The sequence below is a fragment of the Chromobacterium sp. HL1 genome, from assembly GCF_057418835.1.
The window spans coordinates 3,191,291-3,215,406 of sequence record NZ_CP162399.1 but is presented as its reverse complement, the minus strand read 5'-3'; the positions used below and the strand labels follow the sequence as shown (position 1 = coordinate 3,215,406).

Genomic DNA, 24,116 nt, shown 5'->3' with positions numbered 1-24,116 from the left:
CATATCGTTTGCGCCTCTGCTACCTGCCAGGAGAGAGCCATGCACCCGGATATCTTCAGTCACTACGCTGCTCGTTACGACAAGACTCGTGAGGAGGAGTACACCATCCAGGAGTACCTGGAGCTCTGCAAGAAAGACCCCGGCGCTTACGCCACCGCCGCAGAGCGCATGCTGGCCGCCATAGGCGAGCCGGAGCTGGTGGACACTCGGCACGATTCGCGTCTGTCCCGCATCTTTTCCAACAAAGTCATCAAGGTCTATCCCGCGTTCCGTGATTTTTACGGCACCGAGGAGGTGATCGAACAGGTGGTGTCCTACTTCCGCCACGCCGCGCAAGGCCTGGAAGAGAAGAAGCAGATCCTCTATTTGCTGGGCCCGGTGGGCGGCGGCAAATCGTCCATCGCCGAGAAGCTGAAAGAGCTGATGGAGCTGGTGCCGTTCTATTGCCTGAAAGGCAGTCCGGTCAACGAGTCTCCGCTGGCGCTGTTCAACTACGACGAGGATGGGGCGCTGCTGGAAGAGGAATACGGCATTCCGCGCCGTTATCTGAAGAGCATTCCCAGCCCGTGGGCGGTGAAGCGGCTGCATGAGTTCAACGGCGACATCGGCCAGTTCCGCGTGGTCAAACGCTATCCGTCCGTGCTCAAGCAGATCGCGGTGGCCAAGACCGAGCCGGGCGACGAGAACAATCAGGATATTTCGTCGCTGGTGGGCAAGGTGGATATCCGCAAGCTGGAGAAATACGCGCAGGACGACCCGGACGCTTACAGCTACTCCGGCGGCTTGTGCCTGGCCAACCAGGGCTTGCTGGAATTCGTGGAGATGTTCAAGGCGCCGATCAAGGTCTTGCACCCGCTGCTGACGGCCACCCAGGAAGGCAACTTCAAGGGCACCGAGGGCTTTGGCGCGATTCCGTTTGAAGGCGTGATCCTGGCCCACTCCAACGAATCCGAGTGGAAGCAGTTCCGCAACAACAAGAACAACGAGGCTTTCCTCGATCGTATCTACATCGTCAAGGTGCCGTATTGCCTGCGCGTGTCCGACGAGATCAAGATCTACGACAAGCTGATCCGCAACTCTTCGCTGGGCCGCGCGCCGTGCGCGCCGGGCACGCTGAAGATGATGTCGCAGTTCGCGGTGTTGTCGCGGCTGAAAGAGCCGGAAAACTCCAGCCTGTTCAGCAAGATGCAGGTGTACGACGGGGACAATCTGAAGGATACGGATCCCAAGGCCAAATCCATCCAGGAATACCGCGATTACGCCGGGGTGGACGAGGGCATGAGCGGCTTGTCCACGCGCTTCGCCTACAAGATTCTGTCCAAGGTGTTCAACTTCGATCACAGCGAAGTGGCGGCCAACCCGGTGCACTTGCTGTACGTGATCGAGCAGCAGGTTGAGCGCGAGCAGTTCCCGGCGGAAATCGAGCAGAAGTATCTGACCTTCCTGAAGGAGTACCTGGCGCCCAAGTACGTGGAGTTCATCGGCAAGGAGATTCAAACCGCTTATCTGGAAAGCTACTCCGAATACGGCCAGAACATCTTCGACCGCTACGTCAGCTTCGCGGACTTCTGGATTCAGGATCAGGAGTACCGCGATCAGGACACCGGCGAGATCTTCGACCGGACCTCCTTGAACGCGGAGCTGGAGAAGATAGAGAAGCCGGCCGGGATTTCCAACCCCAAAGACTTCCGCAACGAGATCGTCAACTTCGTGTTGCGGGCGCGGGCCAACAACGGCGGTAAGAATCCCACCTGGACCAGCTACGAGAAGCTGCGCACGGTGATCGAGAAGAAGATGTTCTCCAACACCGAGGAGCTGCTGCCGGTGATCTCCTTCAACGCCAAGGCCAGCGCCGAGGATGCGAAGAAGCACGAGGACTTCGTCAACCGCATGGTGGAAAAAGGCTACACCGCCAAGCAAGTGCGTCTGTTGTGCGAATGGTATCTGCGAGTGCGCAAGTCCTCGTAAGCCGTCGCTGATCCGGCGCCGCCTGGGGCGGCGCCGGAAATCGCCCGCGCGGCCGCTGTCGCCGCCGGGCGGTGAAGAATATAACAACAGCAAGCCAGGCGATGGCCGCCCGCGGGCGGCCGCCGCCGGCACAGGCAAAGCGAGGTGCTTATGTCCCACATCATCGATCGGCGCCTCAACGGCAAGAACAAGTCCGCGGTCAACCGCGAACGGTTTCTGCGCCGTTTCAAGGCCCAAATCAAGGAGGCCGTCGCCAAGGCGGTCAAGGGGCGCAGCATTACCGATATCGAGAGCGGGGAGAAGGTCTCGATTCCGGTAAAGGATATTTCCGAACCCGTGTTTCATCACGGCAAGGGCGGCATGACGGAAAACGTGCACCCGGGCAATGAGGAGTTCGTCAAGGGCGACCGCCTGCCGCGGCCGCAGGGCGGCGGGGGCGGAGGCGGCAGCAAGGCCAGCCAGGACGGCGAGGGCGAGGACGATTTCGTGTTCCAGCTGTCGCGCGAAGAGTTCATGAACGTGTTCTTCGACGACTTGGCCCTGCCCAATCTGATCAAGACCCAGCTGATGGGCATTGAGGAGATGAAGACGGTGCGCGCCGGTTACACCAACGACGGCACGCCGGCCAACATCAATATCGTGCGTTCGCTGCGCGGCGCGCTGGCGCGGCGGGTGGCGATGGCCGCGCCCACCATGGCCACGCTGGGCGACGCGGAGGAGGAGCTCGACACCCTGATGGAGGATGACGAGGACAACACCTCGGAAATCCGCGAAAAACGGCAAAGCATTCACCGGCTGCGCGAACGCATCGCCAGCATTCCGTGGATAGACCCGTTCGACCTGCGCTACAACAACCGGGTCAAGCAGCCCAAGCCCACCAGTCAGGCGGTGATGTTCTGCATCATGGACGTGTCCGGCTCCATGGACGAGCAGAAAAAGGACATGGCCAAGCGCTTCTTCATCCTGCTTTACCTGTTCCTGCAGCGCAATTACGAGAAGATCGAGGTGGTGTTCATCCGCCACCACACCAGTGCGGTGGAGGTGAGCGAGGAGGATTTCTTCCACTCGCGCGAATCCGGCGGCACCGTGGTGTCCTCGGCGCTCAATCTGATGGCGGAGATCGTCAAGAAACGCTACGCCGGCAGCGAATGGAATATCTACGCCGCCCAGGCGTCCGACGGCGACAACTGGGACAGCGATTCCGCCAACTGCGGCCGCATCATGGAGGAGGACCTGCTGCCTTACTGCCAGTACTTCGCCTACATCGAGATCACCGAAGGAGAGCCGCAAAACCTCTGGTACGAATACTTGAAGGTGCAGGAACGCAACCGCCAGTTCGCCATGCAGAAAATTCGTTCGGCTTCCGACATCTACCCGGTCTTCCGGGAACTGTTCAAGCGCCAGCCGGCCAATGGCCGCGCCGCCACCGCCTGAGAACGTGTTTATGATCTCGCGAGACAAGGCGGAAACGAGTGCAAAAGCGGAATGTACACGTGGTACATGAGCATTTTGAGCTCGGTTTCGACGCCGTATCGCCGACGCGCAGCAGATCGTAAACAGGTTCTGAGCGGTCTTGCCAAGGGGGGAGCAACATGACACCGATTTCTACCGGGTCCGAATGGACCTTCGACCTGGTCGACGAGTACGACCGGCAGATACGCACCATCGCGGTGGATGAGTTCAAGCTGGATGTCTATCCCAATCAGCTGGAAGTCATCACCGCCGAGCAGATGATGGACGCCTACGCCTCGGTGGGCATGCCGGTCAACTACCATCACTGGAGCTACGGCAAGCATTTCGTCGCCACCGAAAAGAGCTATAAGCGCGGCCAGATGGGGCTGGCCTATGAGATTGTGATCAACTCCAACCCCTGCATCGCCTATCTGATGGAGGAAAACTCCATGACGATGCAGGCGCTGGTGATCGCCCACGCCGCTTACGGCCACAACAGCTTTTTCAAGGGCAACTACCTGTTCCGCGCCTGGACCGACGCCTCGGCCATCATCGACTATCTGGTGTTCGCCAAGAGCTATATCACCAAGTGCGAGGAGCGCTACGGCATAGACGCGGTGGAGGACTTGCTGGACAGCTGCCACGCGCTGATGAATTACGGCGTGGACCGCTACAAGCGGCCGCAGAAGCTGTCGCTGGCCAAGGAGCAGGCGCGTCAGGAAGAGCGCGAGCAATACCTGCAAACCCAGGTCAACGATCTGTGGCGCACCATTCCCAAGCGCGACAAGGACGGCAGCGACAAGTCGCCGCCGCGTTTTCCGCCGGAGCCGCAGGAAAACCTGCTGTACTTCATCGAGAAATCCGCGCCGCTGCTGGAGCCTTGGCAGCGCGAGGTGGTGCGCATCGTGCGCAAGGTGGCGCAGTATTTCTACCCGCAGCGGCAGACCCAGGTGATGAACGAGGGCTGGGCCACGTTCTGGCACTACACCATCCTCAATCGCCTGTACGACAAGGGTATGGTCACCGACGGCTTCATGATGGAGTTTTTGCAGAGCCACACCAATGTGGTGTACCAGCCGCCGGTGACGGCGCGTTGGTACAACGGCATCAACCCGTACGCGCTGGGCTTCTCCATGTATCAGGACATCAAGCGCATTTGCGAAGCCCCCACCGACGAGGACCGCGCCTGGTTCCCGGACCTGGCCGGCACGCCGTGGCGGGAGTCCCTGGAGTTCGCGATGAAGAACTTCAAGGACGAGAGCTTTATCTCGCAGTATCTGTCGCCCAAGCTGATTCGCGATTTCCGTCTGTTCTCCATCCGCGACGACGACCACGACGACAAGCTGGAAGTGTCCGCCATCCACGACGACATGGGCTACCGCGACATCCGCGGCAAGCTGGCCGAGCAGTACAATCTGGGTTCGCGCGAGCCCAATATCCAGGTGTGGTCGGTCAATGTGCGCGGCGACCGCAGCCTGGTGCTGCGCCACACCATGCACAATCGGCGTCCGCTGGACGACAACAGCGCCAACGAGGTGCTCAAGCACGTGTGCCGGCTGTGGGGCTTCGACGTGAGGCTGGAAAGCGTGGACGGCAATGGCGACGTCAAGCAGAGCTACGAGATGAAATCCAACCTGGATGGCGCGCGCGTGTAGCGGCGGCGGCCTGTGATATAGTCGAAAACCCGGGGCCGGCGGTCGTCGCCCCCGGGTTTTTCATGCCGCCGGCGGATGCAACTTTCCCTCCGGGCCGCTCTCGAATTCCTATTTCGATTGCGCGTCGCCGCCGCAAAGCCTGTTTCGCTTCACGCGAGGCGGCCCCGGCCGCGCTCTGCCTCGCCGGCGCGTGGCGGATTTTGAACCAGCGCTCACAAGGGAGACGATATGGACCACCAGCATTGCGATCATCCAGCGCCGGAGCGCGCGCCCAAGGTGGGCGTGGAACGCTTGCGGCCCTTCGACAAGGAGGCGTTTGAGCGTGCGGTGACCGATTTGCTGACCGCCTGCGGCTTTCAGCCGCAAGGCGATCCGCATCTGGGCAGGACCGCGGAACGCGTCGGCGCGTTCTGGCGCGACCGCTTGCTGGACGGCTACGCCGCCGATCCGAGCGAGGTGCTGGGCTGCGGTTTTGAAGACGATTCCCGCGAGATGGTCATCATCAGCAATATCTCCATCCACAGCCTGTGTCCGCACCATCTGGTGCCCTTCGAAGGCATCGCCCACGTCGCCTACATTCCGGGCGGACGGCTGCACGGCTTCGGCCGCATCGCGCGGCTGATCGACGTGATCTCGCACCGCTTGAATTACCAGGAATGGATTTGCCAGGAAGTGGCGGACGCGCTGGTGCGGCACGGCATGGCCAAGGGCGCGGCCTGTGTGATCCAGGCCAAGCAGATGTGTTTGCAGCTGGGGGAAAACCGGCGCGGCGCGGAGGCGGTGATCACCCAGGGCTTCGCCGGAGAAGTGGGCGAGGCCGACCGCGCGCGCTTCCTCAGCGAGTGCAAGCAGGCCTCGCACCGCTGAGCGTTTACTCTTGGTGCGGGTGGGGCAAGGGCACGAAAGCCCGCAAGGCGTGCTCCCGGCTGCTCAGCTCCGCCAGCCGTACGCCGTAAACCGCTTCCAAGGTTTCCCGCCGCATGATTTCGGGCGTGGGCCCGAAGCCGGCGGCGCGTCCTTCGTTCAGCAGCAGCACATTGTCGGCGTGGCGCAGCGCCAGGTTCAGATCGTGCACCACGGCCAGCGCGCCGATGTTCAGCTCGCGGCAGATGCGGGCCACCTGCGCCAGCAGCGCGTCGGCCATGGCGAAGTCCAGCGCGGCGGTGGGTTCGTCCAGCAATAGATAGCGTTCCGCGTCCGCCGAGGCCAGCAGTTGGCACAGCGCGCGCGCCAGGTGGACGCGTTGCTGTTCGCCGCCGGACAGGGTGCGCGCCTGGCGTCGCGCCAGCTCCGCGGTGCAGGTGAGTTCCAGCGCCTGGCGGCAGGCCTCGCCGGCGTCGCCCAGCAGATAGGCGCCGGACTGGATCAGCTCCATCGTGCTCCAGCCGGCCGGCGTCAGCGGATTTTGCTCCACCACCGCGCGCTGGCGCGCCAGTTGAGCGGCGGATTGGCCGCGCAGCGGCCGTCCGGCCATCCACGCCTCGCCGGCGCTGGGCGCGTGCAGACCGGCCAGCATGCCCAGCAAGCTGCTTTTGCCGGCCCCGTTGGGGCCTAGCACGATATTGAGTTCGCCCGGCGCCACGCGCAGGGACACCGCCTCCACCAAGAGGCGGCCCTGGCGGGAAAGGCTGAGGGCGCGCGCTTCAAGCATGGGCGTCCTTTTCCGCGCTTTGCCGCAGCAGCCACAGGAAGAAGGGCGCGCCTATCAGGCTGGTGATCACGCCCACCGGCAGCTCGCTGGGCGCCAGCAGGCTGCGCGCCAGCCAGTCCGAGGCGATGGCCAGCAGCGCGCCCAGCATGGGCGCGATCCACAGCAGCCGGCGCGCGTTGCCGCCCACCAGTTGGCGCGCCAGGTGCGGGCCCATCAGGCCGATGAAACCGATCATGCCGCAGGCGGACACCACCAGGCCGGCGGCCAGGGCCGCCAGGATCACCACCTGCCATTCGCGGCGACGCACTTCAAAGCCCAGGTGAAAGGCGGCGGTTTCGCCCAATTGCAGCGCGTTGAGAAAGCGCCATTGCCGGTGCAGCGCCAGCCAGACCAGCGGCGCGGCCGCGCACAGCAAGACGGTTTGCGGCCAGTCCACGCTGGCGAAGCTGCCCATCAGCCAGAAAATCACCACGCGCAAGGAGCCGTCGGGCAGGGTGGTGATCAGCAGGGTCAGCAGGCTGCCCAGCAAGGAGCTGATGGCGAGACCGCTGAGGATCAGCCGGCTGCCGCCTTGTTGGGTCTGGCCCAGCAGGCGGATCAGCAATAAGGAGAACAGGCCGCCGGCGAAGGCGGACGCGGACACGGCGTAGAGGCCGGCGCCCAGGCTCAGCGCGGCGGCGGCGGCCAGCGCCGCGCCGCTGTTGATGCCGATCAGGCCGGGTTCGGCCAGCGGGTTGCGGAAACGCGCCTGCACCGCAGCGCCGGCGCTGGCCAGCAAGGCGCCGGCGCTGGCGCTGGCCAGCAGGCGCGGCAGCCGCAGCTGCCACAGCAATTGCCATTCCAGTTCCGGCAAGGGCTGGCCGGCCAGCAAACGGGACGCGTCCATGCCGCTGCCGTGCAGCAGCGAGGCGAGAGAGAGGAGAATCAGGCCGGCCGCGAGGGCCAGGGTCAGCGGGAAGAGGCGCATGGAAAGGGGGGCGGGGAGGAGGCTCCCCGCCGGCGCTTAGCGCAGGCCCAGCACGTCCTGCATATCGAACAGGCCGCTCGGTTTGCTGGCCAGCCAGCGCGCGGCGCGCACCGCGCCGTTGGCGAAGGTGGCGCGGCTGGAGGCCTTGTGGCTGATTTCCACGCGTTCGCCGATGGCGGCGAACAAGGCGGTGTGGTCGCCGACCACGTCGCCGCCGCGCACGGTGGCGAAGCCTATGGTGTGCGGATCGCGCTCGCCGGTCACGCCTTCGCGGCCGTAAACCGCGCATTCTTTCAAGTCGCGGCCCAGCGCGTCGGCGATGACTTCGCCCATGCGCAGCGCGGTGCCGGACGGCGCGTCCACTTTATAACGGTGGTGGGCTTCGATGATTTCGATGTCGTAGCCGTCGTCCAGCACTCGCGCCGCCATGTCCAGCAGCTTGAAGGTGAGGTTGACGCCAACGCTGAAATTGGAGGCGAACACGATGCCGATCCGGTCGCCGGCGGCGCGGATCGCCGCCTTGCCGGCCTCGTCGAAGCCGGTGGTGCCGATGATCATTTGCACGCCGCGCTCGGCGCAGGCGGCCAGGTGTTCCAGCGTGCCTTCCGGGCGGGTGAAGTCGATGACGGCGTCGGCGCCTTCCAGCGCCTGGAGGAAGTCGCCGCCTATCTTGACGCCGGTGTGCTTGCCGATGAACAGGCCGGCGTCCTGGCCGATGAAATCCGAGCCGGGGCGGTCCACCGCGGCGTGCAGAGCCACGCCGGGCGCGGCCAGCGCCGCTTCAATCAGGGCCTTGCCCATGCGGCCGCCGGCGCCGACCACCACCAGTTTCAGCGGGGAGGCGCTCATGGCTTGGCTTCCTGGGCCGGCGCGGAGGCGGTCAGCGGCGGGCGTTCGGCCGGCTGCGCCTGGCCTTCCACGCGCTCCAGCACGTCGCCGTTGAAGTGGACGGTCAACAGGCGGTTGCTGTTTTTATCCAGCTTGCCCTGCTTGATGTCGCTATAGGTGTAATCCCAGCGATTGGCGTGAAACGCGTCGGCCAGTAGCGGAGAACCCAACAGGAAACGCACTTGCGAGCGCGTCATGCCCGGTTTAAGTTTGGCGACGGCATCCTCTGTGACATAATTGCCCTGCTGGATTTCCATCTTGTGCGGGCTGAGCCAGTTCAGAGGGTTCATTGAGCTGCAGCCGGAGAGGGCAAGGACGGCGACAAAAATCAGGGCGCGCATGATACTCCGTGACCTAAAAGTTATGAGGCGGTAATTAGGCAAAGCCGTGAAAAGGCTTTATCATGATCTGAAATCGACCCACTTTATATCACGATGAGCAAAGCCAGTCACCTTAAAGATATCGGCCTCAAGGCCACCGGCCCGCGTTTGAAAATCCTCGATCTGTTCGAGGAGGAGCACGCCGGCCACATGTCGGCGGAAGATGTCTACCGCAAGCTGCTCGCGGAAAATATCGACATCGGCCTTGCCACCATTTACCGCGTGCTGACGCAGTTCGAGCAGGCGGGCATTCTGGTGCGCCACCATTTCGAAACCGGCAAAGCGGTGTACGAGCTGAACCAGGGCGGTCATCACGATCACATGGTGTGCGTCAGCTGCGGCAAGGTGGTCGAGTTCTTCGATCCGGAGATCGAGGCTTTGCAAGACCGCATCGCCGAGCAGCACGGCTTCCGCATCGTCGATCACGCGCTGTACATGTACGGCGAGTGCCCGGACTGCCTTAACGCCAAGAAGGCATGATTCCCTGGCTCGGTCCTGAGCCGGTCTTCCCTCCGGTGCGGCTGGCTCTGCGCGAACCCAACGGTTTGCTGGCCGCCGGAGGCGATTTGTCCCCGCAGCGCATCCTGGCTGCTTACTCCCAAGGCATTTTCCCCTGGTTTTCCGAAGGCGAGCCCATTCTGTGGTGGTCGCCGGCGCCACGCATGGTGCTGAGTCCGGACGAGCTCAAAGTCAGCCGTTCCATGGACAAGCTGCTGCGCAATCAACATTACGAAATCCGCGTGGACACCGCCTTCCGCGAAGTGATGTCGGCCTGCGCCGAACCAAGGGCGCAGCAGCAGGGCACCTGGATCGTGCCGGAGATGGTGGACGCCTATTGCCGTCTGCACCGGCTGGGCTACGCGCATTCTTTCGAGACCTGGATGGACGGCGAACTGGTCGGCGGCCTGTACGGCATCGGCCTGGGTTTGATGTTCTACGGCGAATCCATGTTTTCCCGGCGCAGCAACGCGTCCAAGCTGGCCTTCATCCACATGGTGCGCCATTTGCGGACGCAGGGGGTGACGATGATAGATTGTCAGATGCACACCCGCCATTTGCAGAGCTTGGGCGCCAAGTTGGTTTCGCGTCAGACATTTCTTGCTACTCTGAAAGAGAATGCCCGACGGGCGCAGCCCGCCGCGATGTGGAACTACCGGTATACCAATGAGCCATCGTGATCCCGGCCCGACAGTGGCCATCCATTTCTACGCCACCGCGCCCTATCCCTGCAGTTATCTGGCCGGGCGTCAGGCGCGTTCGCAGGTGGCGATCCCGGCGGAGGCGATCGATGGCGAGGTTTACAGCCAGTTGGTGAAGCTGGGCTTCCGCCGCAGCGGCCTGTATACCTACCGGCCGTATTGCGACAGTTGCCAGGCTTGCGTGCCGGTGCGGATTCCGGTGGAGCGTTTCGCGCCCAGCCGCACTCAACGCAAGGTGGCGCGTCGGCTGGAGGCGATGCAGGTGCGCCTGCTGCCGCTGGAGTTCGACGCCGAACACTATGCGCTGTATCGCTGGTATCAGCAGTCGCGGCACGCCGGCGGGGGCATGTCGGACGACGATCCGCAGCAGTATTCGGAGTTCATCCTGAAAAGCGGGGTGGACAGCATGCTGGCGGAGTTCCGCCTGGACGGCGAATTGAAGATGGTCAGCCTGATCGACCGCCTGGCCGACGGCCTGTCCGCGGTATACACCTTCTACGATCCGGAAGACTCCAAATCCAGCCTGGGCGTGTTCAATGTGTTGTGGCAGGCGGAGCTGACGCGGCGGCTGGGGCTGCCGCACCTGTATCTGGGCTATTGGATACGCGAATGCCAGAAGATGTCCTACAAGGCGATGTATCAGCCCCTGCAGGCCTTGATGGACGGGCGGTGGGTGGAGTTGTCCAGGCCGCGGGACGAGTGAGCGGCACCCAATGAAAAAGCCGGCGCGAGCGCCGGCTTTTTCATTGCTGACGCCGTCCGCGTCAGAGCCTGTTCAAGGCCTGTGAGTCGAAAGCGTGCGACGGCGGGCCTTGAGCGGATGCTTAGAACGGCACCACGCGGTCGTTGCCGCCGCCGGTCAGCACGCGCACGCGCTGGTTGGCGGAGAACGGAATGTCGGCTTCCTGCACGATGGAGATCATGCGGCCGGAACCGTCCAGCTTGACGGTGATTTCCAGCGCGTTCTTGCTCAGGCCGCGTTGAGCGGCCTGGGCGCCGAAGCCGCCGGCCAGCGCGCCTACGATGCCGCCGGCGATCTGGCCCTTGCCGCCGCCGATATTGCTGCCGGCCAGGCCGCCCAGCGCGGCGCCGCCCAGAGTCAGCAGCTCATTGTTGCTGCCTTCCATTTTCACGTTCTGCACCGACACCACGGTGCCCAGCTGCACGGTCTGCGCCTGGCGCATCTGGCCTTTGGAATAGACGGCGGCGGAGTCGGAGGTGGCGCAGCCGGTGAGCACGCCGGCGCTCAGCAGCGCGACGGCGGAAAGACGAATCAGTTGTTTTGCGTTCATATGAGTGAGTCCCATGTTATATAAGCGAGCCGGTTTGCCCCGGGATGGTCGCCGCGGGCCTGTCGCCGGGCTTCCTGAGGAAGGGCCCGTGCGCGGCCGCGCGTGCTGTTGTTCAGGGTTTGGCGCGCGCTGCGATCGCATTCGCGCATTCGGCCACCAGCGCCGGGCCTCGGTAGATCAGGCCGCTGTAGACTTGCACCAGGCTGGCGCCGGCGTCCAGTTTTTCCACGGCGTCCCGCCCGGACAGGATGCCGCCAACTCCTATGATAGGCAGAGCGCCGTCAAGTTCCTTGGCTAATTTGCGAATAACTGTTGTGGAACGGTCTTTGACCGGCGCGCCGGACAGGCCGCCGGCCTGCTCCGCCAACGGGTGGCCGGCCACCGCCTCGCGTGAGAGCGTGGTGTTGGTGGCGATGACGCCGTCGATGCGGTGTTCGGTCAGCAGGCGGGCGATGGCGACGATCTGATCGTCGTCCAGATCCGGCGCGATCTTCAGCGCCAGCGGCACGTGGCGACCGTGCTTGTCGGCCAGCGCCTGCTGGCGCTGCTTCAATTGCGCCAACAGGCGGCCCAGTTCGTCGCCCTCCTGCAGCTGGCGCAGGTTCTTGGTGTTGGGCGAGGAAATGTTGACGGCGACATAGCTGGCGTAGGCGTAGACCTTGTCCAGGCAGGCCAGGTAGTCGTCGGCGGCGTTTTCTATCGGGGTGGCGGCGTTCTTGCCGATATTGATGCCGAGCACGCCCTGGAATTTGCAGCGGCGCACATTGTCCAGCAGAGTGTCCACGCCCAGATTGTTGAAGCCCATGCGGTTGATGATGGCCTGGTGCTCCGGCAGGCGGAACAGCCGCGGCTTGGGATTGCCCGGCTGGGGCCGCGGGGTGACGGTGCCGATTTCGATGAAGCCGAAACCCAGCGCGGCCAAGGCGTCGATATGCGCTCCATTCTTGTCCAGCCCGGCGGCGAGTCCCACCGCGTTGGGGAAGGTCAGGCCCATGGCTTGCACCGGCTTGCGCGCGGCGCTGTGGCAGGTCAGCGTGCTCAGGCGCAGCTTGTGCGCCTGGTCCAGCATGGCCAGCGTCTGTTCGTGGGCGGTCTCTGCGTCAAAGCGGAACAGCAGCGGGCGCAGAAGCGAATAGAGCATCTTGTTTCTCCAGGCAGCAAAATGCCCGGCATTATAACCGGGCATCGGGCGGGGGGATTAAAGAATCTGGCAGGCGTCGTCAAACTCGAAGCGCGGCGAGCGCGGGTAGAGCTTGTCCGCGGCGCCGTAGCCCAGGTTGACCAGGAAGTTGGACTTGAAGCGGCCGTCCGGGAAGAAGGCCTGGTCCACCGCGGCGTTGTCGAAGCCGGACATCGGACCGCAGTCCAGTCCCAGCGAGCGCGCGGCCAGCAACAGGTAGCCGCCTTGCAGGCTGCTGTTGCGCGAGGCGGTGGCCTGGATCGCCGCGTCGTTGCCTTCGAACCAGCTTCTGGCGTCGGCGTGCGGGTAGAGCTTGGGCAGGTGCTCGTAGAAACGCATGTCCTGAGCCACGATCACGCAGACCGGCGCGGCCATGGTTTTTTCGACGTTGCCTTCGGCCAGGCAGGGCTTGAGCTTGGCCTTGGCGGCGTCGCTTTGCACGAAGATGAAGCGCGCCGGCGAGCAGTTGGCGCTGGTGGGCGCCATTTTCAGCAGGTCGAACAGCTGGTGCAGCGTTTCGGCGGTGACCGGGCGGTCCTGCCAGTGGCTGTGGGTGCGGGCGTTGAGGAACAGCTGTTCCAGCGCGGAATGATGAATCGGGGTGCTCATATCGTGCTCCTCTTGAGAAACAGGGGTGTTAGCGGCCATTGGCCATGGATGCGTCTTGCGGCGACAGCACTTCGGCGTCGCTCAGCCCGCTCGCCAGCACGGTGATGGCGACGCGGCGGTTGCTGGCGCGGCCGTCGGCGGTGGCGTTGTCGCCCACCGGCAGGTTGGCGCCTCGGCCCACCGCCACCAGCCGTTCCGGCTTGATGCCGTTTTCCTGGAACAGGCGCACCACGCTGCCGGCGCGCGAGGCGGACAGTTCCCAGTTGGACGGGAAGTAGGAGTTGCGGATGGGCACGGTGTCGGTGAAGCCTTCCACTCGGATCGGATTGTCCACCTTGGCCAGCTGCAGCGCCATATTGGCCATCAGCTGGCGCGACTGTTCGTTGGGCTGCGCCTGTCCGGTGGGGAAGAGCGCGGTGTCGCGGATGTCGATGGTGACGCCCTTGCTGCTGTGGGTGATGGTGACCTGGCCGCTCTTGACCAGCGGGTCCATCACTTTGGCCAGATCCTGGGTCAGGTTGGCGAGCCGGGTTTTTTCGTCGCCCTGGGCGGAGCCGGTATTGGCTTTTTTCTCGGCCTGGTGTTCCCCCTTGACCGCCTTGGCGATGGGTTTGGTCTCCGGGATTTCTATCATGGTGTTGGCCCCGCCGCTGGGCGGGGTGGTGTTGACGCTGATGGTGGAGCCGGAGCGGAAGGCGTCCACGATGGCGGAGGAAAGCACGCGGTACTTGCCCTCGTTGACCGAGGAGATCGCGTACATCACCACGAAGAAAGCGAACAGCAGGGTGATGAAGTCGGCGTAGGAAACCAGCCAACGTTCATGGTTCTCGTGTTCTTCTTCCTGTCGTTTTCTTCTGCGCGCCATGGTGTGCCTTGCCGGTTGGTCAGAACAGCTTGGTGTCGAACAGACTCTTCACGCCGCCGGCGAACTCCACGCCGATCTTGCGCGCCACGCGGCTGGACAGATCGTCTTGCTGAGTATAGTCGACGGTTTTCTCCGCCTTGATCACGTCGCGCGCCACCGAGCGCACCGTGCCCAGGCCGTCGGCCAGGCCCAGCGGGATGCTCTTGTCGCCCAGCCACACCATGCCGGAGAACAGTTGCGGGTCCTTGGCCAGGCGCTGGCCGCGGCCAACCTGGACCGCCGCGATAAATTGCTGGTGGATGTCGTCCAGCAATTGCTGGCGGATGGCTTCTTGCTTGGGGTTGACCGGGGAGAAGGGGTCGCCCATCGCCTTGTTCTCGCCGGAGGTGCGCAGGCGGCGGTCCACGCCCAGTTTTTCCATGGCGCCGGTGAAGCCGAAGCCGTCGGACAGCACGCCGATGGAGCCGATGATGCTGGCCTTGTCGACGAAGATCTTGTCGGCGGCGGAGGCGATGTAATAGCAGCCGGACGCGCAGACCTCGCTGACCACCACGTAAACCGGCACCGACGGGTGCAGCTTCTTCTGGCGGCGGATTTCGTCATAGGCCATGCCGGACAGCGCCGGGCTGCCGCCCGGGCTGTTGGCGTCGATGATGATGCCCTTGGTGCTCTTGTCGCCGTAGGCGTCGGTCAGGGCCTGGCTCAGCTTGTTGGCGGTGTCGCTCTGGCTGTCGATCACGCCTTCCAGCGTGATGACGGCGGTGTGCCCGGAGCCGACGATGCCGGCGGTGGCCTTGTCCTCGTTGCGCATGAACAGGCTGAACAGGATGAAGCCGATGATGATCAGCCAGATCATGCGGAAGAAAATTTTCCACTGGCGGGCGCGGCGTTGTTCCACCAACGCGGCGCTGGCCAGTTTTTCCAGCAATTGGCGTTCCCAATGGTTGGAGGTGTCGCTCATGTGTGGGTGCTCCCTGAATAATTCCAGGAGTCTAGCAAAGTTCACGACGGCATGACATTGATGCAGATGTTGCCGTCCTGTTCGAAGACGGGCACGGCGATCAGCCGCTGGCCGCGGCAGGGGCCAGAGACGCAATAGCCGGTGTGCGCTTCGTAGCAGGCGCCGTGCATGCTGCACACCAGATAATGGCCGCTGAGGTCGAAGACTTCGCCATCGCGCAAATCCAGTTCCACCGGGATGTGGCGGCAGGCGTTGACGTAGGCGTAGACCTTGCCGCGGTAGCGCACGGCGAAGGCGGGCAGCGGCGGGGCGCCGTCCGCCTGTGTGATCTCGAAGCGCCAGGCGCGGCCGCCGTCCTGCAGCTCGGCTGCGGCGCAGATTATCCGAGTTTCGGCAGCAGCCATGTCTGCAGCTCGGGGTAGGAATGGAACAAGGCCAGCGGTCCGCAGCTTTCCAGATGCTCGCTGTCGTGGGCGCCGAAGCCGACGCCTACGCCGTGGCAGCCGGCGTTGCCGGCCATCAGCAGGTCGTGGCTGGTGTCGCCTATCATCAGCGTGCGGCGCGGGTCCGCGCCCAGCATCTCGGTCAGCGACAACAGCATGTCCGGATGAGGCTTGGAATGGCATTCGTCCACGGTGCGGGTGGCGTGGAACAGCGGGCCGAGCCCGGTCTGCTCCAGCAAGCGGTTGAGGCCGGCGCGGCTGTTGCCGGTGGCCACCGCCAGGAAAACGCCGCTGGCGGCGATGGCGTTCAGGCAGTCCACGGCGCCGTCGAACAGGGTCACCTGATGCTGGTTGGCGTGGTAATGATGGCGGAAGGCTTCGGTCAGCCGCGGCAGTTGCTCCGGGGCGGCGGCCGGACAGGCCTGTTGCAGCGCCTCGGCCAGGCGCAGGCCGATGACGTGGCTGGCCTGCTCGCGGCTGGGGACGGGCAGGGACAGGTCGGCGCAAGCCTGCTGGATGGACTGGCTGATGTGAGCGGTGGAGTCCATCAGGGTGCCGTCCCAGTCGAAAACGACCAGATCGAAGCGAGTATTCATCTCAAGACCTCAGGCTTTTCAGGAAGCGCTCCAGCTCCGGCGGCAGCGGCGCTTCCAGTTTCAGCGGCTCGCCGGTCAGCGGATGGGGTAGGGACAGGCTGCGCGCGTGCAGGAACATGCGTTTCAGGCCGCGTTTGGCCAGTTCCTTGTTCAGCGCGAAGTCGCCGTATTTCTCGTCGCCGGCGATCGCGCAGCCGTTGGCCTGCATGTGCACGCGGATCTGATGGGTGCGGCCGGTGCGCAGGTGGGCTTCCACCAGCGTGAACTCGGCAAAACGTTCCTTGACCGCGAAATTGGTGTGCGCGTACTGGCCGTTTTCGGCGTCGCTGACTTTCACGCGGCGCTCGCCGTCCGGGGTGTGGAACTTGAACAGCGGCAGTTTGACCTGGCGCGCGTCGTCCGGCCACTGGCCTAGGCCCAGCGCCAGATAGCGCTTGTCCGGCACATTGGCGCGCATCATGTCGTGCAGCTTGGTCAGCGCCGAGCGCTTCTTGGCCAGCATCAGGAGGCCGGAGGTTTCGCGGTCCAGCCGGTGCACCAGCTCAAGATAGCGCCAGTCCGGATGCGCCTGGCGCAGTTGTTCGATCACGCCGAAGGACACGCCGCTGCCGCCGTGCACCGCCACGCCGGCCGGTTTGTCTATCACCAGCAGCGCGTTGTCTTCGTACACCACCGGGAAGGTGGCGGCCGGCACGTTCTTTTCCGCGCGCTCGGCCACGCGTATGGGCGGAATGCGCAGCTCGTCGCCCGCCTGCACGCGGTAGGCGGCGTCGATGCGGCCCTTGTTCACCCTCACCTCGCCGGAGCGCAGGATGCGGTAGATGTGGCTCTTGGGCACGCCCTTGAGCAAACGCACCAGGTAGTTGTCGATGCGTTGGCCGGCGTCGCCGTCGTCCACTTGGACGAAGGAGACGGAATCTTTGCGAATGTCTGTCATATTGCTTATACTTCTGGCGCTGTCCCAAGGTGTGTTGCACCAAGATGACGGCGAAATGTCAAGCCAAGGTCACGGCATGTTGCGTGGCGCTGCTGCAAGAGGTTGGAGACGGCCGGCAGGGATTTACAGACCCTGACCTGATGCCGCTCGCGACGTTTGCAGCCAAGGTTAACTCGCTCACCGAAAAGCAGCGATGGTAATGCATTTGTACGCATAACGCACTCACGAGTATTCCATTTCCTGATGCTAAGCCAGTCAGGAAATTTTGCAGCGAAGTTTGACCCGGCATGCTAGCCCCCCTGCACTGTATGTCCTGCCCTTTGAGGCAGGCCGGCGATCCCGGAGCGCCAATTGCGCACATGAGTCAGGTCTGCGTGTGATCGATTTTCAGGAAGTAGGCTTGTCAAAACTGTTTTTTTCGATCTTTACATCGACACTTCTTTCGGAAAGCGCCCATCAATAGTCACTGGGCCGTCAAATACTGGCTGCATCCCTTGCGTGAGTGCCGCGCAAGGAATGTAAATGAAACGCATGTTGTTCAACGCAACGCAAGCTGAAGAGCTGCGCGTTGCTATCGTCGACGGACAAAAGCTCGTCGACCTCGATATCGAGACTGTAGGCAAGGAGCAGCGCAAGGGGAATATCTATAAGGGTGTGATTACCCGTATCGAGCCCTCCCTTGAGGCTTGTTTTGTCGATTACGGCACCGAACGCCACGGCTTCCTGCCGTTCAAAGAGGTGTCCCGTTCCTATTTCCAGGGCTATGACGGCGGCCGTCCGCGCATCCAGGATGTGCTGCGCGAAGGCATGGAAGTCATCGTGCAGGTGGAGAAGGACGAGCGCGGCAACAAAGGCGCCGCGCTGACCACCTATATCAGCCTGGCCGGTCGTTATCTGGTGCTGATGCCCAACAACCCGCGCGGCGGCGGCGTATCGCGCCGCATCGAGGGCGAGGAGCGTCAGGAGCTGAAGGACCTCTTGTCTCAGCTGGAAGTGCCGCACGGCATGAGCCTGATCGCCCGTACCGCCGGCATCGGCCGCAATCTGGAAGAACTGCAGTGGGATCTGGGTTACCTGATGCAGCTGTGGCGCGCGATTGAAGGCGCGGCCGGCGCTCAGAACGCGCCGTTCCTGATTCTGCAGGAAGGCAGCCTGGTGATCCGCGCGATCCGCGATTACTTCCATCCCGACATCGGCGAAGTGCTGATCGACACCGAGGAAATCTACGATCAGGCCCGTCAGTTCATGAGCCATGTGATGCCCAACATGCTGTCGCGTGTGAAGCTGTACAAGGATCATGTGCCGCTGTTCTCCCGTTTCCAGATCGAACACCAGATCGAAACCGCCTTTGCGCGCAGCGTGCAGCTGCCGTCCGGCGGCGCCATCGTGATCGACCACACCGAAGCGCTGGTGTCCATCGACGTCAACTCCGCGCGCGCCACCAAGGGCGCCGACATCGAAGACACCGCGGTCAAGACCAACCTGGAGGCGGCCGAGGAAATCGCCCGCCAGCTGCGCTTGCGCGACCTGGGCGGCCTGGTGGTGATCGACTTCATCGACATGGAAAGCGCCAAGAACCAGCGCGATGTGGAAAACCGCCTGCGCGACGTGCTCAAGCACGACCGCGCTCGCGTCCAAATGGGCAAGCTGTCCCGTTTCGGCCTGCTGGAATTGTCGCGTCAGCGTCTGCAGCCCAGCCTGGGCGAGACCAGCCACGAGACCTGCCCGCGCTGTCACGGCATCGGCTTCATCCGCGGCACCGAGTCCTCCGCGCTGCACATCCTGCGCATCATTCAGGAAGAGGCGATGAAGGAAAACACCGGCGCGGTTCACGCGCAGGTGCCGGTGGACGTGGCCACCTTCCTGCTCAACGAAAAGCGTTCCGAGATCCATTCGATCGAAGAGCGTCTGGACGTGGACGTGGTGCTGATCCCGAACATCCATCTGGAAACCCCGCATTACAAGATCGTGCGCGTGCGCCACGACGACTTGGCCGAAGCCGGCGAAGCGCCGAGCTACAAGCGGGTGGAAGTGCAGGAAGAAGACGTGATCACCAACTTCGGCCATGAAAAGCCGAAGCTGGAGCGTCAGGAAGCCGCGGTCAAGGGCATTACGCCTCAGCAGCCGGCGCCGACGGTGGCGGCCAAGGCGGCCGAGCCGGAGCCGGGTCTGTTCGGCAAGCTGGGCGCTTGGGTCAAGAGCCTGTTCGCCGAGCCGGAGCAAGCGGCTCAGCCGGCCGAGAAGAAAAAGCCGGCGGCCCAGTCTCAGCAACGCGGCAACCGCCAGCGCAACGGCGACCGCCGTCCGGGCGGTCAGGCGCGTCGCGAACACGAGCAGCGTCGTCAAGGTGCCGATGAGAAACCGCGTCGTCCGGAGCGCGCCGAACGCGGTGAGCGCCAGGACGGCGAGCGTCAGGAACGCCAGGAGCGTCCGGAGCGCAAAGAGCCGCCGCAACGCGAGGAGCGCCAGGAGCGCGGCGAGCAGCCGCGCAACGGCCGCCGCCGCGAGCGCGACAATGGCCGCGAGACTCGCGAAGGCCGCGAACCGCGCGAGCTGAAGGACGCGCAGCGTCAACAGCCGGCGCGTGAGGAAGCGCCGCAGGAGCGTCCGGAAAAGCTGGAGAAGCAGGAGCGTCCGCAGCAGGAACCGCGTCGTCGTCAGGCGCCGCAGGCGGAAGAGCAGGCTTTGGAGCTGAGCAAGCCGGTTGTCGACGAGGCTCGCGCCGAAGGCGACGCCGAGCAGCAGGAGCGCAATGAGCGTCGTCGTCGTCGCAGCCGTCGCGACCGTCGTCGCGATGATCCGGCCGCAGCGCCGCAGGAAGAGGGTCTTGCCCTGCCGGCGGCGGAAGCGGCGCCGATCGCAGCCGCGGCCGTTGTCAGCGCGGTAGCGGTGGAAGCCGTCGTCGAGGCGGTGGCCGAGGCGCCGGCTGAAGCGCCGGCGGCAGCGGCTGAGCAGCGCGAGGAAGCGGCGGCGGTTGAATCCGCGGCAGTCGAAGCGGTCCAGCCGGCGCGGGAAGCGTTCGAGCCTGTTGCGGCGGTTGAGCCGGAACAGCCGGCTGTTGACGCGGCTCCGGCGATTGAGCTGGCCCCGGTCGTGGAAGCGGCTCCGGTGCTTGAGGCGGCTCCGGCGGTTGAAGTGGTTTCGGTGCTGGAGGCTGTCGAGGCGTTTGTCGCGGCGGAACCCGCGCCTGCGCCGGAAGTTGCCGCTGCGCAGAGCGAGCCGGAACAGGCCGATCCGGTCGAGCCGGCAGTCGAGGCACCGGCCGTGGTCGAGACCCGCGCCGTTGCCGCGGCGGAGCCGGCAAGCCTGGGCGGCTTGGTCATGGTGTCCACCAAGTCGGTAGTCGAGGCGCCCGCGGCGCAGGAGCCGGTATTGCCGGCGGGGCCGCGTCGTCGCGACGTGACTCGTCAGGCTCAGCAAGGCGCCGCTCCGGCTGACCTGGTGCAGGTGGAAACCCGCAATCCTTGAACGTAGTCTGAGGCCCGGAGCGCTGCTATTTAGCGCTCCGGGTGTTGACGCCGCTCAGGGGTTTGGTTAATATGCCCCTCTCTCGCAAGAGATGTTCCCTGATAGCTCAGTTGGTAGAGCGACGGACTGTTAATCCGCAGGTCGCAGGTTCGAGCCCTGCTCGGGGAGCCAGAATTCAAAAGGCCACGCATCGCGTGGCCTTTTTGCGTTTCCGCGCGTTCGTCGCGGTTTTCCGCCGAGTTCTCGGCGCCCTGGCGCGCCTGTCCCAATTGATTGCGCTAAGCAATTTTAACAGTTTGCTTCCCATTCCATACGTCATATAACACAAGCTGGTGACAACTTGACCGCCTCGTTTGCGCGCGCTTGAGCGCGGCCGTTTCCGGCTGCGCGGCGCGGCGAGCTGGGGGTGGCGTGAGGAGGCCGGGTGGCTGGATCCCTGAAGGGCGAAGGCAGCGCCTTGGATTGCGCCGAACAGGTGTTGTCCGATGTGCTGGAAGCGGTTCCGGTGGGGCTGGCGCTGATTGACGGCCAGATGCGTTATCGATTGCTCAACCAACGTCTGGCGGAGGCCAACGGCCTGCCGCATTCGGCCCATCTGGGGCGCGGCGTGGCGGAAACGCTGCCGCAGATCGGCGAATATCTGGAATCGCTGATGCGGCAGGTGATGGAGAGCGGCGAGCCGGTGCTGGATGTTTGCGTCAATTCCAGGGTGGGCGCCGGCGGCAAGGGCGCGCTCAGGGAGTGGCAGATCAGCTATCTGCCGTATTGCGCCTCGGCGGACGAGGTGGCGGGGGTGTTGGCGGTGGTCAGGGACGTGGCGGCGGAGCGGCGGGCCGAGCGTCTGCGTGGCGAGGGCGAGGCCCGCTTGCGAATGGTGGTGGATTCCGCGCTGGACGGCTTGGTGATGATAGACCAGGGCGGGCGCATCCGGATGGCGAATCATCGGGCGGAGGTGATGTTCGATTATCTGGGCGTCGGCATGGAGGGTCTGATGATTTCCGGCCTGGTGCCGGAGCGCTTCCGCGACGGCCATGGGCGGCTGATCGAAAATTATATGCGCCGCCCGGAGGCGCGGGAGATGGCGCGCCAGCAGGAAATCTTCGGGGTGCGGCGCGACGGCGGCGAGTTCCCGGCCGAAATCGGCCTGACGCCGGTGCGCGACGGCGGGGAGTTGCAAGTGCTGGCCACCATTACCGACATCAGCGCGCGCAAGGCGGCGCAGGCCAGTCTGGAGTTGGCCTTGAAGGAAAAGACCGCCTTGCTCAACGAGGTGCACCACCGGGTCAAAAACAATCTGCAAGTCATTTCCAGTCTGCTCAATCTGCAAACGCGCTCGGCGCCGCCGGAGGCGGTGGCGGTGCTGACCGAGTGTCAGAATCATGTGCGCGCGATGGCGCTGATCCATCAGCTCTTGTACGAGCACGGCGACTTTTCCCGGATTCACGTGGGGGTTTACCTGGAGCGGCTGACTCAGTTGCTCAGCGGCAGCGTGTCGGACGTCGGGGTGCGCTTGCGCTGCCGCGGCATGGGCGCCGCGGTGTATCTGGGCATGCAGCGGGCGATTCCCTGCGGCTTGCTGGTGAACGAGTTGGTGACCAATGCGCTCAAGCATGCGTTTCCCGATCGGCGCGGCACGGTGGAGGTGGCGCTGGAGCGGGAGGACGGCGGGCGTTGCCGGATTCTGGTGTCGGACGACGGCGTCGGCATTCCGGAGTCGGTGAAGCTGGGCGAGGTCAGTTCCTTGGGGTTTCGCCTGATTCCCACCCTGGTGGGTCAGTTGAAGGGGGAGGCTCGCTTGCTGCGGCCTGAGGCGGGCGGGGCCTGCGTGGAGATCGCGTTCAGCGATGAGCCGGAGAGCGCGGAATGAATATGGACAACGGTTTGTTGATCGTGGAAGACGAAGGGGTGGTGGCGCTGGACTTGCAGACCAGTCTGGAGTCTTTGGGTTACCGGGTTCTCGGCGTCTGCGCCAATGCGGACGACGCGGTGCGACGGGCGGGGGCGGATCGGCCGGATCTGGTGTTGATGGACATTCATCTGGACGGCGACGTGCCGGGCACCGAGGCGGCGCGCGTGATACGCGAGCGTTTCCAGATCCCGTCCATCTTTCTGACCGCCTACGCCGAGGACGATATGCTGCGCAACGCGGAAGGCAGCGCGCCCTACGGCTATCTGCTCAAGCCTTACCAGTTGCGGGAGCTGAACGCCTCGGTGCGCATGGGGCTGGCGCGGCGCAGGGCGGAGGTGGAGGAGCAGCGTCAGCGCCGTCGCTTGCGCATGGCGGTGGAGGCGGCCCGGCTGGGGGTGTGGGAATGGGGCGGCCGGCGCGGCGAGATGGCGTGGGAGCAGGAGTTTCTGGACGCGTTCCCGTTCGCCGTCGCCGAGGACGGGTTGCCCGGTTTGCTCGGCATGGCCGAGGCCGACGCCGCCGAGTTGACGCGGATCTTGGAGTCCGAGCGGGTCTTGCAGAAAACAGTGAAGCTGGACGCGGAGGGCGGGGAGCGCTGGCTTGAGTTGTGCGGGCGCAATTTCGCCGCGCAGGGCGAGCCGGCGCGTTGGGTGGGGGTGGCGCGAGACGTGACCGACGCGCATTTGAGCGAGGCCAGCCTGCGGCAAGCCAGCGTGGTGTTTCAGGCCAGCGCGGAGGGGATTCTGGTATTGGATCATCGGCGTTGCATCGTGTCGGCGAACGAATCCTTTTACCGATTGACGGGCTTGAGCGCGGAAGAGTCGTTGGGCAGCGATCCGGACGATTGCCTGCACGTGGAGCCGCATGGCGAGAGTTTTTACCGCCGGCTGGAGGGAGAGCGGCATTTCTGGCAGGGCGAGGTGGTGTGTCGCCGCCGGGGTGAAACCTTTCCTTGCTGGCAGCATGCGTCGGTGGTGCGGGACGGGGAGGGGGCGGTTAGTCATTACGTGCTGGCCATCTCCGATATTTCGGCGATACGCGCGGCGGAAGCGCATATTCATTTCCTGGCCTACCATGATCAACTGACCGGCTTGGGCAATCGCCATTTTCTGCAGGTGGAGTTGGATAAGGAGATTGCCAGGGCCAAGCGCCGCAATGAGCGCATCGCGCTCTTGTTCATCGATCTGGACGGTTTCAAGGCGGTGAACGACGGCTGGGGGCACGAGGCGGGCGACGCGCTGCTGGTGGCGATGGCCGAGCGTCTGCGTCAGCATGTGCGCGGCGAGGATTTGGTGGTGCGCCTGGGCGGGGACGAGTTTCTGGTGGTGGCGCCGGGCTTGGATCGCGGAGAGTCCTGCAGCGTGATGGTGGGTCGGCTCTTGACGGTGTTGGCGCAGCCGGTGGCTTTGGGTGACGACGAATGCGCGGTGTCGGCCAGCATAGGGGTGGCGTTCTTTCCGGAAAACGGCGGCGATCTGGGCGGTTTGCTGCATGCGGCCGACCGGGCGATGTACCAGGCCAAGAGGGCGGGTAAGAACGAATTCAGGATGGCGGCGGAATAAAATTCGCGCGGGAAAGAATAAAAGCCGAAATCGCGAGATTTCGGCTTTTATATTTGGTGGAGATAAGCGGGATCGAACCGCTGACCTCTTGCATGCCATGCAAGCGCTCTCCCAGCTGAGCTATACCCCCGGTA

At 64.2% G+C, this 24,116-nt stretch carries 22 protein-coding genes and 2 tRNA genes; 11 read left to right on the top strand and 13 right to left on the bottom strand.

Features of this window, described 5'->3' with window-relative positions:
- Nucleotides 1-39 precede the first annotated feature (39 nt).
- From AB1Z25_RS14510 to folE, 4 genes are all read left to right on the top strand, one after another.
- On the top strand, nucleotides 40-1,968 hold the full coding sequence (locus AB1Z25_RS14510) for a PrkA family serine protein kinase (protein WP_081545718.1): 1,929 nt from the start codon (nucleotides 40-42) through the stop codon (nucleotides 1,966-1,968).
- 150 nt (nucleotides 1,969-2,118) lie between these two features.
- On the top strand, nucleotides 2,119-3,402 hold the full coding sequence (locus AB1Z25_RS14505; RefSeq protein WP_107799857.1) for a YeaH/YhbH family protein: 1,284 nt from the start codon (nucleotides 2,119-2,121) through the stop codon (nucleotides 3,400-3,402).
- A gap of 158 nt (nucleotides 3,403-3,560) precedes the next feature.
- The gene (locus tag AB1Z25_RS14500) at nucleotides 3,561-5,075 is read left to right on the top strand and encodes a SpoVR family protein (protein ID WP_486635537.1); all 1,515 of its coding nucleotides are present in this window, start codon (nucleotides 3,561-3,563) and stop codon (nucleotides 5,073-5,075) included.
- Between the two features lie 228 nt (nucleotides 5,076-5,303).
- Nucleotides 5,304-5,942: a GTP cyclohydrolase I FolE gene (gene folE, locus AB1Z25_RS14495; protein ID WP_107799855.1), complete on the top strand. Its 639-nt coding sequence runs from the start codon at nucleotides 5,304-5,306 to the stop codon at nucleotides 5,940-5,942.
- Nucleotides 5,943-5,946: 4 nt separating this feature from the next.
- Here the strand turns inward: folE and AB1Z25_RS14490 are convergent, their stop codons facing one another.
- The 4 genes from AB1Z25_RS14490 to AB1Z25_RS14475 are packed head-to-tail and all read right to left on the bottom strand — an operon-like array spanning nucleotide 5,947 to nucleotide 8,871.
- A complete protein-coding gene (locus tag AB1Z25_RS14490; RefSeq protein WP_486635536.1) occupies nucleotides 5,947-6,726 on the bottom strand; it encodes an ABC transporter ATP-binding protein in 780 nt (259 codons plus the stop codon).
- Nucleotides 6,719-7,693, bottom strand: coding sequence for a FecCD family ABC transporter permease (locus AB1Z25_RS14485; RefSeq protein WP_107799853.1), 975 nt, complete (start codon nucleotides 7,691-7,693; stop codon nucleotides 6,719-6,721). The genes AB1Z25_RS14490 and AB1Z25_RS14485 overlap by 8 nt, the downstream gene beginning before the upstream one ends.
- Before the next feature lie 36 nt (nucleotides 7,694-7,729).
- Complete coding sequence (gene dapB / locus AB1Z25_RS14480) at nucleotides 7,730-8,542, bottom strand: 4-hydroxy-tetrahydrodipicolinate reductase (RefSeq protein ID WP_486635535.1); 813 nt, start codon at nucleotides 8,540-8,542, stop codon at nucleotides 7,730-7,732.
- On the bottom strand, nucleotides 8,539-8,871 hold the full coding sequence (locus AB1Z25_RS14475) for an outer membrane protein assembly factor BamE (protein ID WP_233246701.1): 333 nt from the start codon (nucleotides 8,869-8,871) through the stop codon (nucleotides 8,539-8,541). Before AB1Z25_RS14475 ends, dapB begins: the two co-directional genes overlap by 4 nt.
- 144 nt (nucleotides 8,872-9,015) lie before the next feature.
- Here AB1Z25_RS14475 and fur point away from each other — a divergent pair, with 144 nt between their 5' ends.
- From fur to AB1Z25_RS14460, 3 genes are read left to right on the top strand one after another with little or no spacing between them, the layout of a single operon-like run.
- Nucleotides 9,016-9,441, top strand: a complete 426-nt coding sequence (fur, locus tag AB1Z25_RS14470; RefSeq protein ID WP_019101530.1) for a ferric iron uptake transcriptional regulator — start codon at nucleotides 9,016-9,018, stop codon at nucleotides 9,439-9,441.
- Nucleotides 9,438-10,139: a leucyl/phenylalanyl-tRNA--protein transferase gene (gene aat / locus AB1Z25_RS14465; protein WP_235087594.1), complete on the top strand. Its 702-nt coding sequence runs from the start codon at nucleotides 9,438-9,440 to the stop codon at nucleotides 10,137-10,139. The genes fur and aat overlap by 4 nt, the downstream gene beginning before the upstream one ends.
- Entirely contained in the window at nucleotides 10,126-10,863 is a 738-nt protein-coding gene (locus AB1Z25_RS14460) for an arginyltransferase (RefSeq protein ID WP_486635534.1), read from the top strand. The genes aat and AB1Z25_RS14460 overlap by 14 nt, the downstream gene beginning before the upstream one ends.
- A 121-nt stretch (nucleotides 10,864-10,984) precedes the next feature.
- Here the strand turns inward: AB1Z25_RS14460 and AB1Z25_RS14455 are convergent, their stop codons facing one another.
- From AB1Z25_RS14455 to AB1Z25_RS14420, 8 genes are all read right to left on the bottom strand, one after another.
- Entirely contained in the window at nucleotides 10,985-11,452 is a 468-nt protein-coding gene (locus tag AB1Z25_RS14455) for an outer membrane lipoprotein (RefSeq protein WP_048415794.1), read from the bottom strand.
- A 112-nt stretch (nucleotides 11,453-11,564) separates the two neighbouring features.
- On the bottom strand, nucleotides 11,565-12,593 hold the full coding sequence (locus tag AB1Z25_RS14450) for a quinone-dependent dihydroorotate dehydrogenase (RefSeq protein WP_227104168.1): 1,029 nt from the start codon (nucleotides 12,591-12,593) through the stop codon (nucleotides 11,565-11,567).
- 57 nt (nucleotides 12,594-12,650) lie between these two features.
- Nucleotides 12,651-13,241: a malonic semialdehyde reductase gene (locus tag AB1Z25_RS14445; RefSeq protein WP_227104166.1), complete on the bottom strand. Its 591-nt coding sequence runs from the start codon at nucleotides 13,239-13,241 to the stop codon at nucleotides 12,651-12,653.
- Nucleotides 13,242-13,269: 28 nt separating this feature from the next.
- Nucleotides 13,270-14,106 carry a flagellar motor protein MotD gene (motD, locus tag AB1Z25_RS14440; RefSeq protein WP_019101524.1) on the bottom strand — a complete coding sequence of 279 codons (837 nt, stop codon included), beginning with the start codon at nucleotides 14,104-14,106 and terminating at the stop codon, nucleotides 13,270-13,272.
- 19 nt (nucleotides 14,107-14,125) lie between these two features.
- Entirely contained in the window at nucleotides 14,126-15,067 is a 942-nt protein-coding gene (locus tag AB1Z25_RS14435) for a S49 family peptidase (protein WP_486635533.1), read from the bottom strand.
- 41 nt (nucleotides 15,068-15,108) lie between these two features.
- Nucleotides 15,109-15,471 (bottom strand): Rieske (2Fe-2S) protein, encoded by a 363-nt coding sequence (locus tag AB1Z25_RS14430; protein ID WP_486635532.1) that lies wholly within the window; start codon nucleotides 15,469-15,471, stop codon nucleotides 15,109-15,111.
- On the bottom strand, nucleotides 15,447-16,106 hold the full coding sequence (locus AB1Z25_RS14425; protein WP_107799843.1) for an HAD-IA family hydrolase: 660 nt from the start codon (nucleotides 16,104-16,106) through the stop codon (nucleotides 15,447-15,449). The genes AB1Z25_RS14430 and AB1Z25_RS14425 overlap by 25 nt, the downstream gene beginning before the upstream one ends.
- Before the next feature lies 1 nt (nucleotide 16,107).
- On the bottom strand, nucleotides 16,108-17,043 hold the full coding sequence (locus AB1Z25_RS14420) for an RluA family pseudouridine synthase (RefSeq protein WP_107799842.1): 936 nt from the start codon (nucleotides 17,041-17,043) through the stop codon (nucleotides 16,108-16,110).
- Nucleotides 17,044-17,565: 522 nt separating this feature from the next.
- Here AB1Z25_RS14420 and AB1Z25_RS14415 point away from each other — a divergent pair.
- From AB1Z25_RS14415 to AB1Z25_RS14400, 4 genes are all read left to right on the top strand, one after another.
- Nucleotides 17,566-20,511 carry an Rne/Rng family ribonuclease gene (locus AB1Z25_RS14415; protein ID WP_486635531.1) on the top strand — a complete coding sequence of 982 codons (2,946 nt, stop codon included), beginning with the start codon at nucleotides 17,566-17,568 and terminating at the stop codon, nucleotides 20,509-20,511.
- Nucleotides 20,512-20,606: 95 nt separating this feature from the next.
- Nucleotides 20,607-20,682 (top strand) — tRNA-Asn (locus AB1Z25_RS14410).
- Nucleotides 20,683-20,935: 253 nt separating this feature from the next.
- Nucleotides 20,936-22,378, top strand: a complete 1,443-nt coding sequence (locus AB1Z25_RS14405) for a sensor histidine kinase (protein ID WP_227104154.1) — start codon at nucleotides 20,936-20,938, stop codon at nucleotides 22,376-22,378.
- Entirely contained in the window at nucleotides 22,375-23,982 is a 1,608-nt protein-coding gene (locus AB1Z25_RS14400) for a diguanylate cyclase domain-containing protein (RefSeq protein ID WP_486635530.1), read from the top strand. Before AB1Z25_RS14405 ends, AB1Z25_RS14400 begins: the two co-directional genes overlap by 4 nt.
- Before the next feature lie 54 nt (nucleotides 23,983-24,036).
- Here the strand turns inward: AB1Z25_RS14400 and AB1Z25_RS14395 are convergent.
- Nucleotides 24,037-24,112, bottom strand: a tRNA-Ala gene (locus AB1Z25_RS14395).
- Between the last annotated feature and the right edge of the window lie 4 nt (nucleotides 24,113-24,116).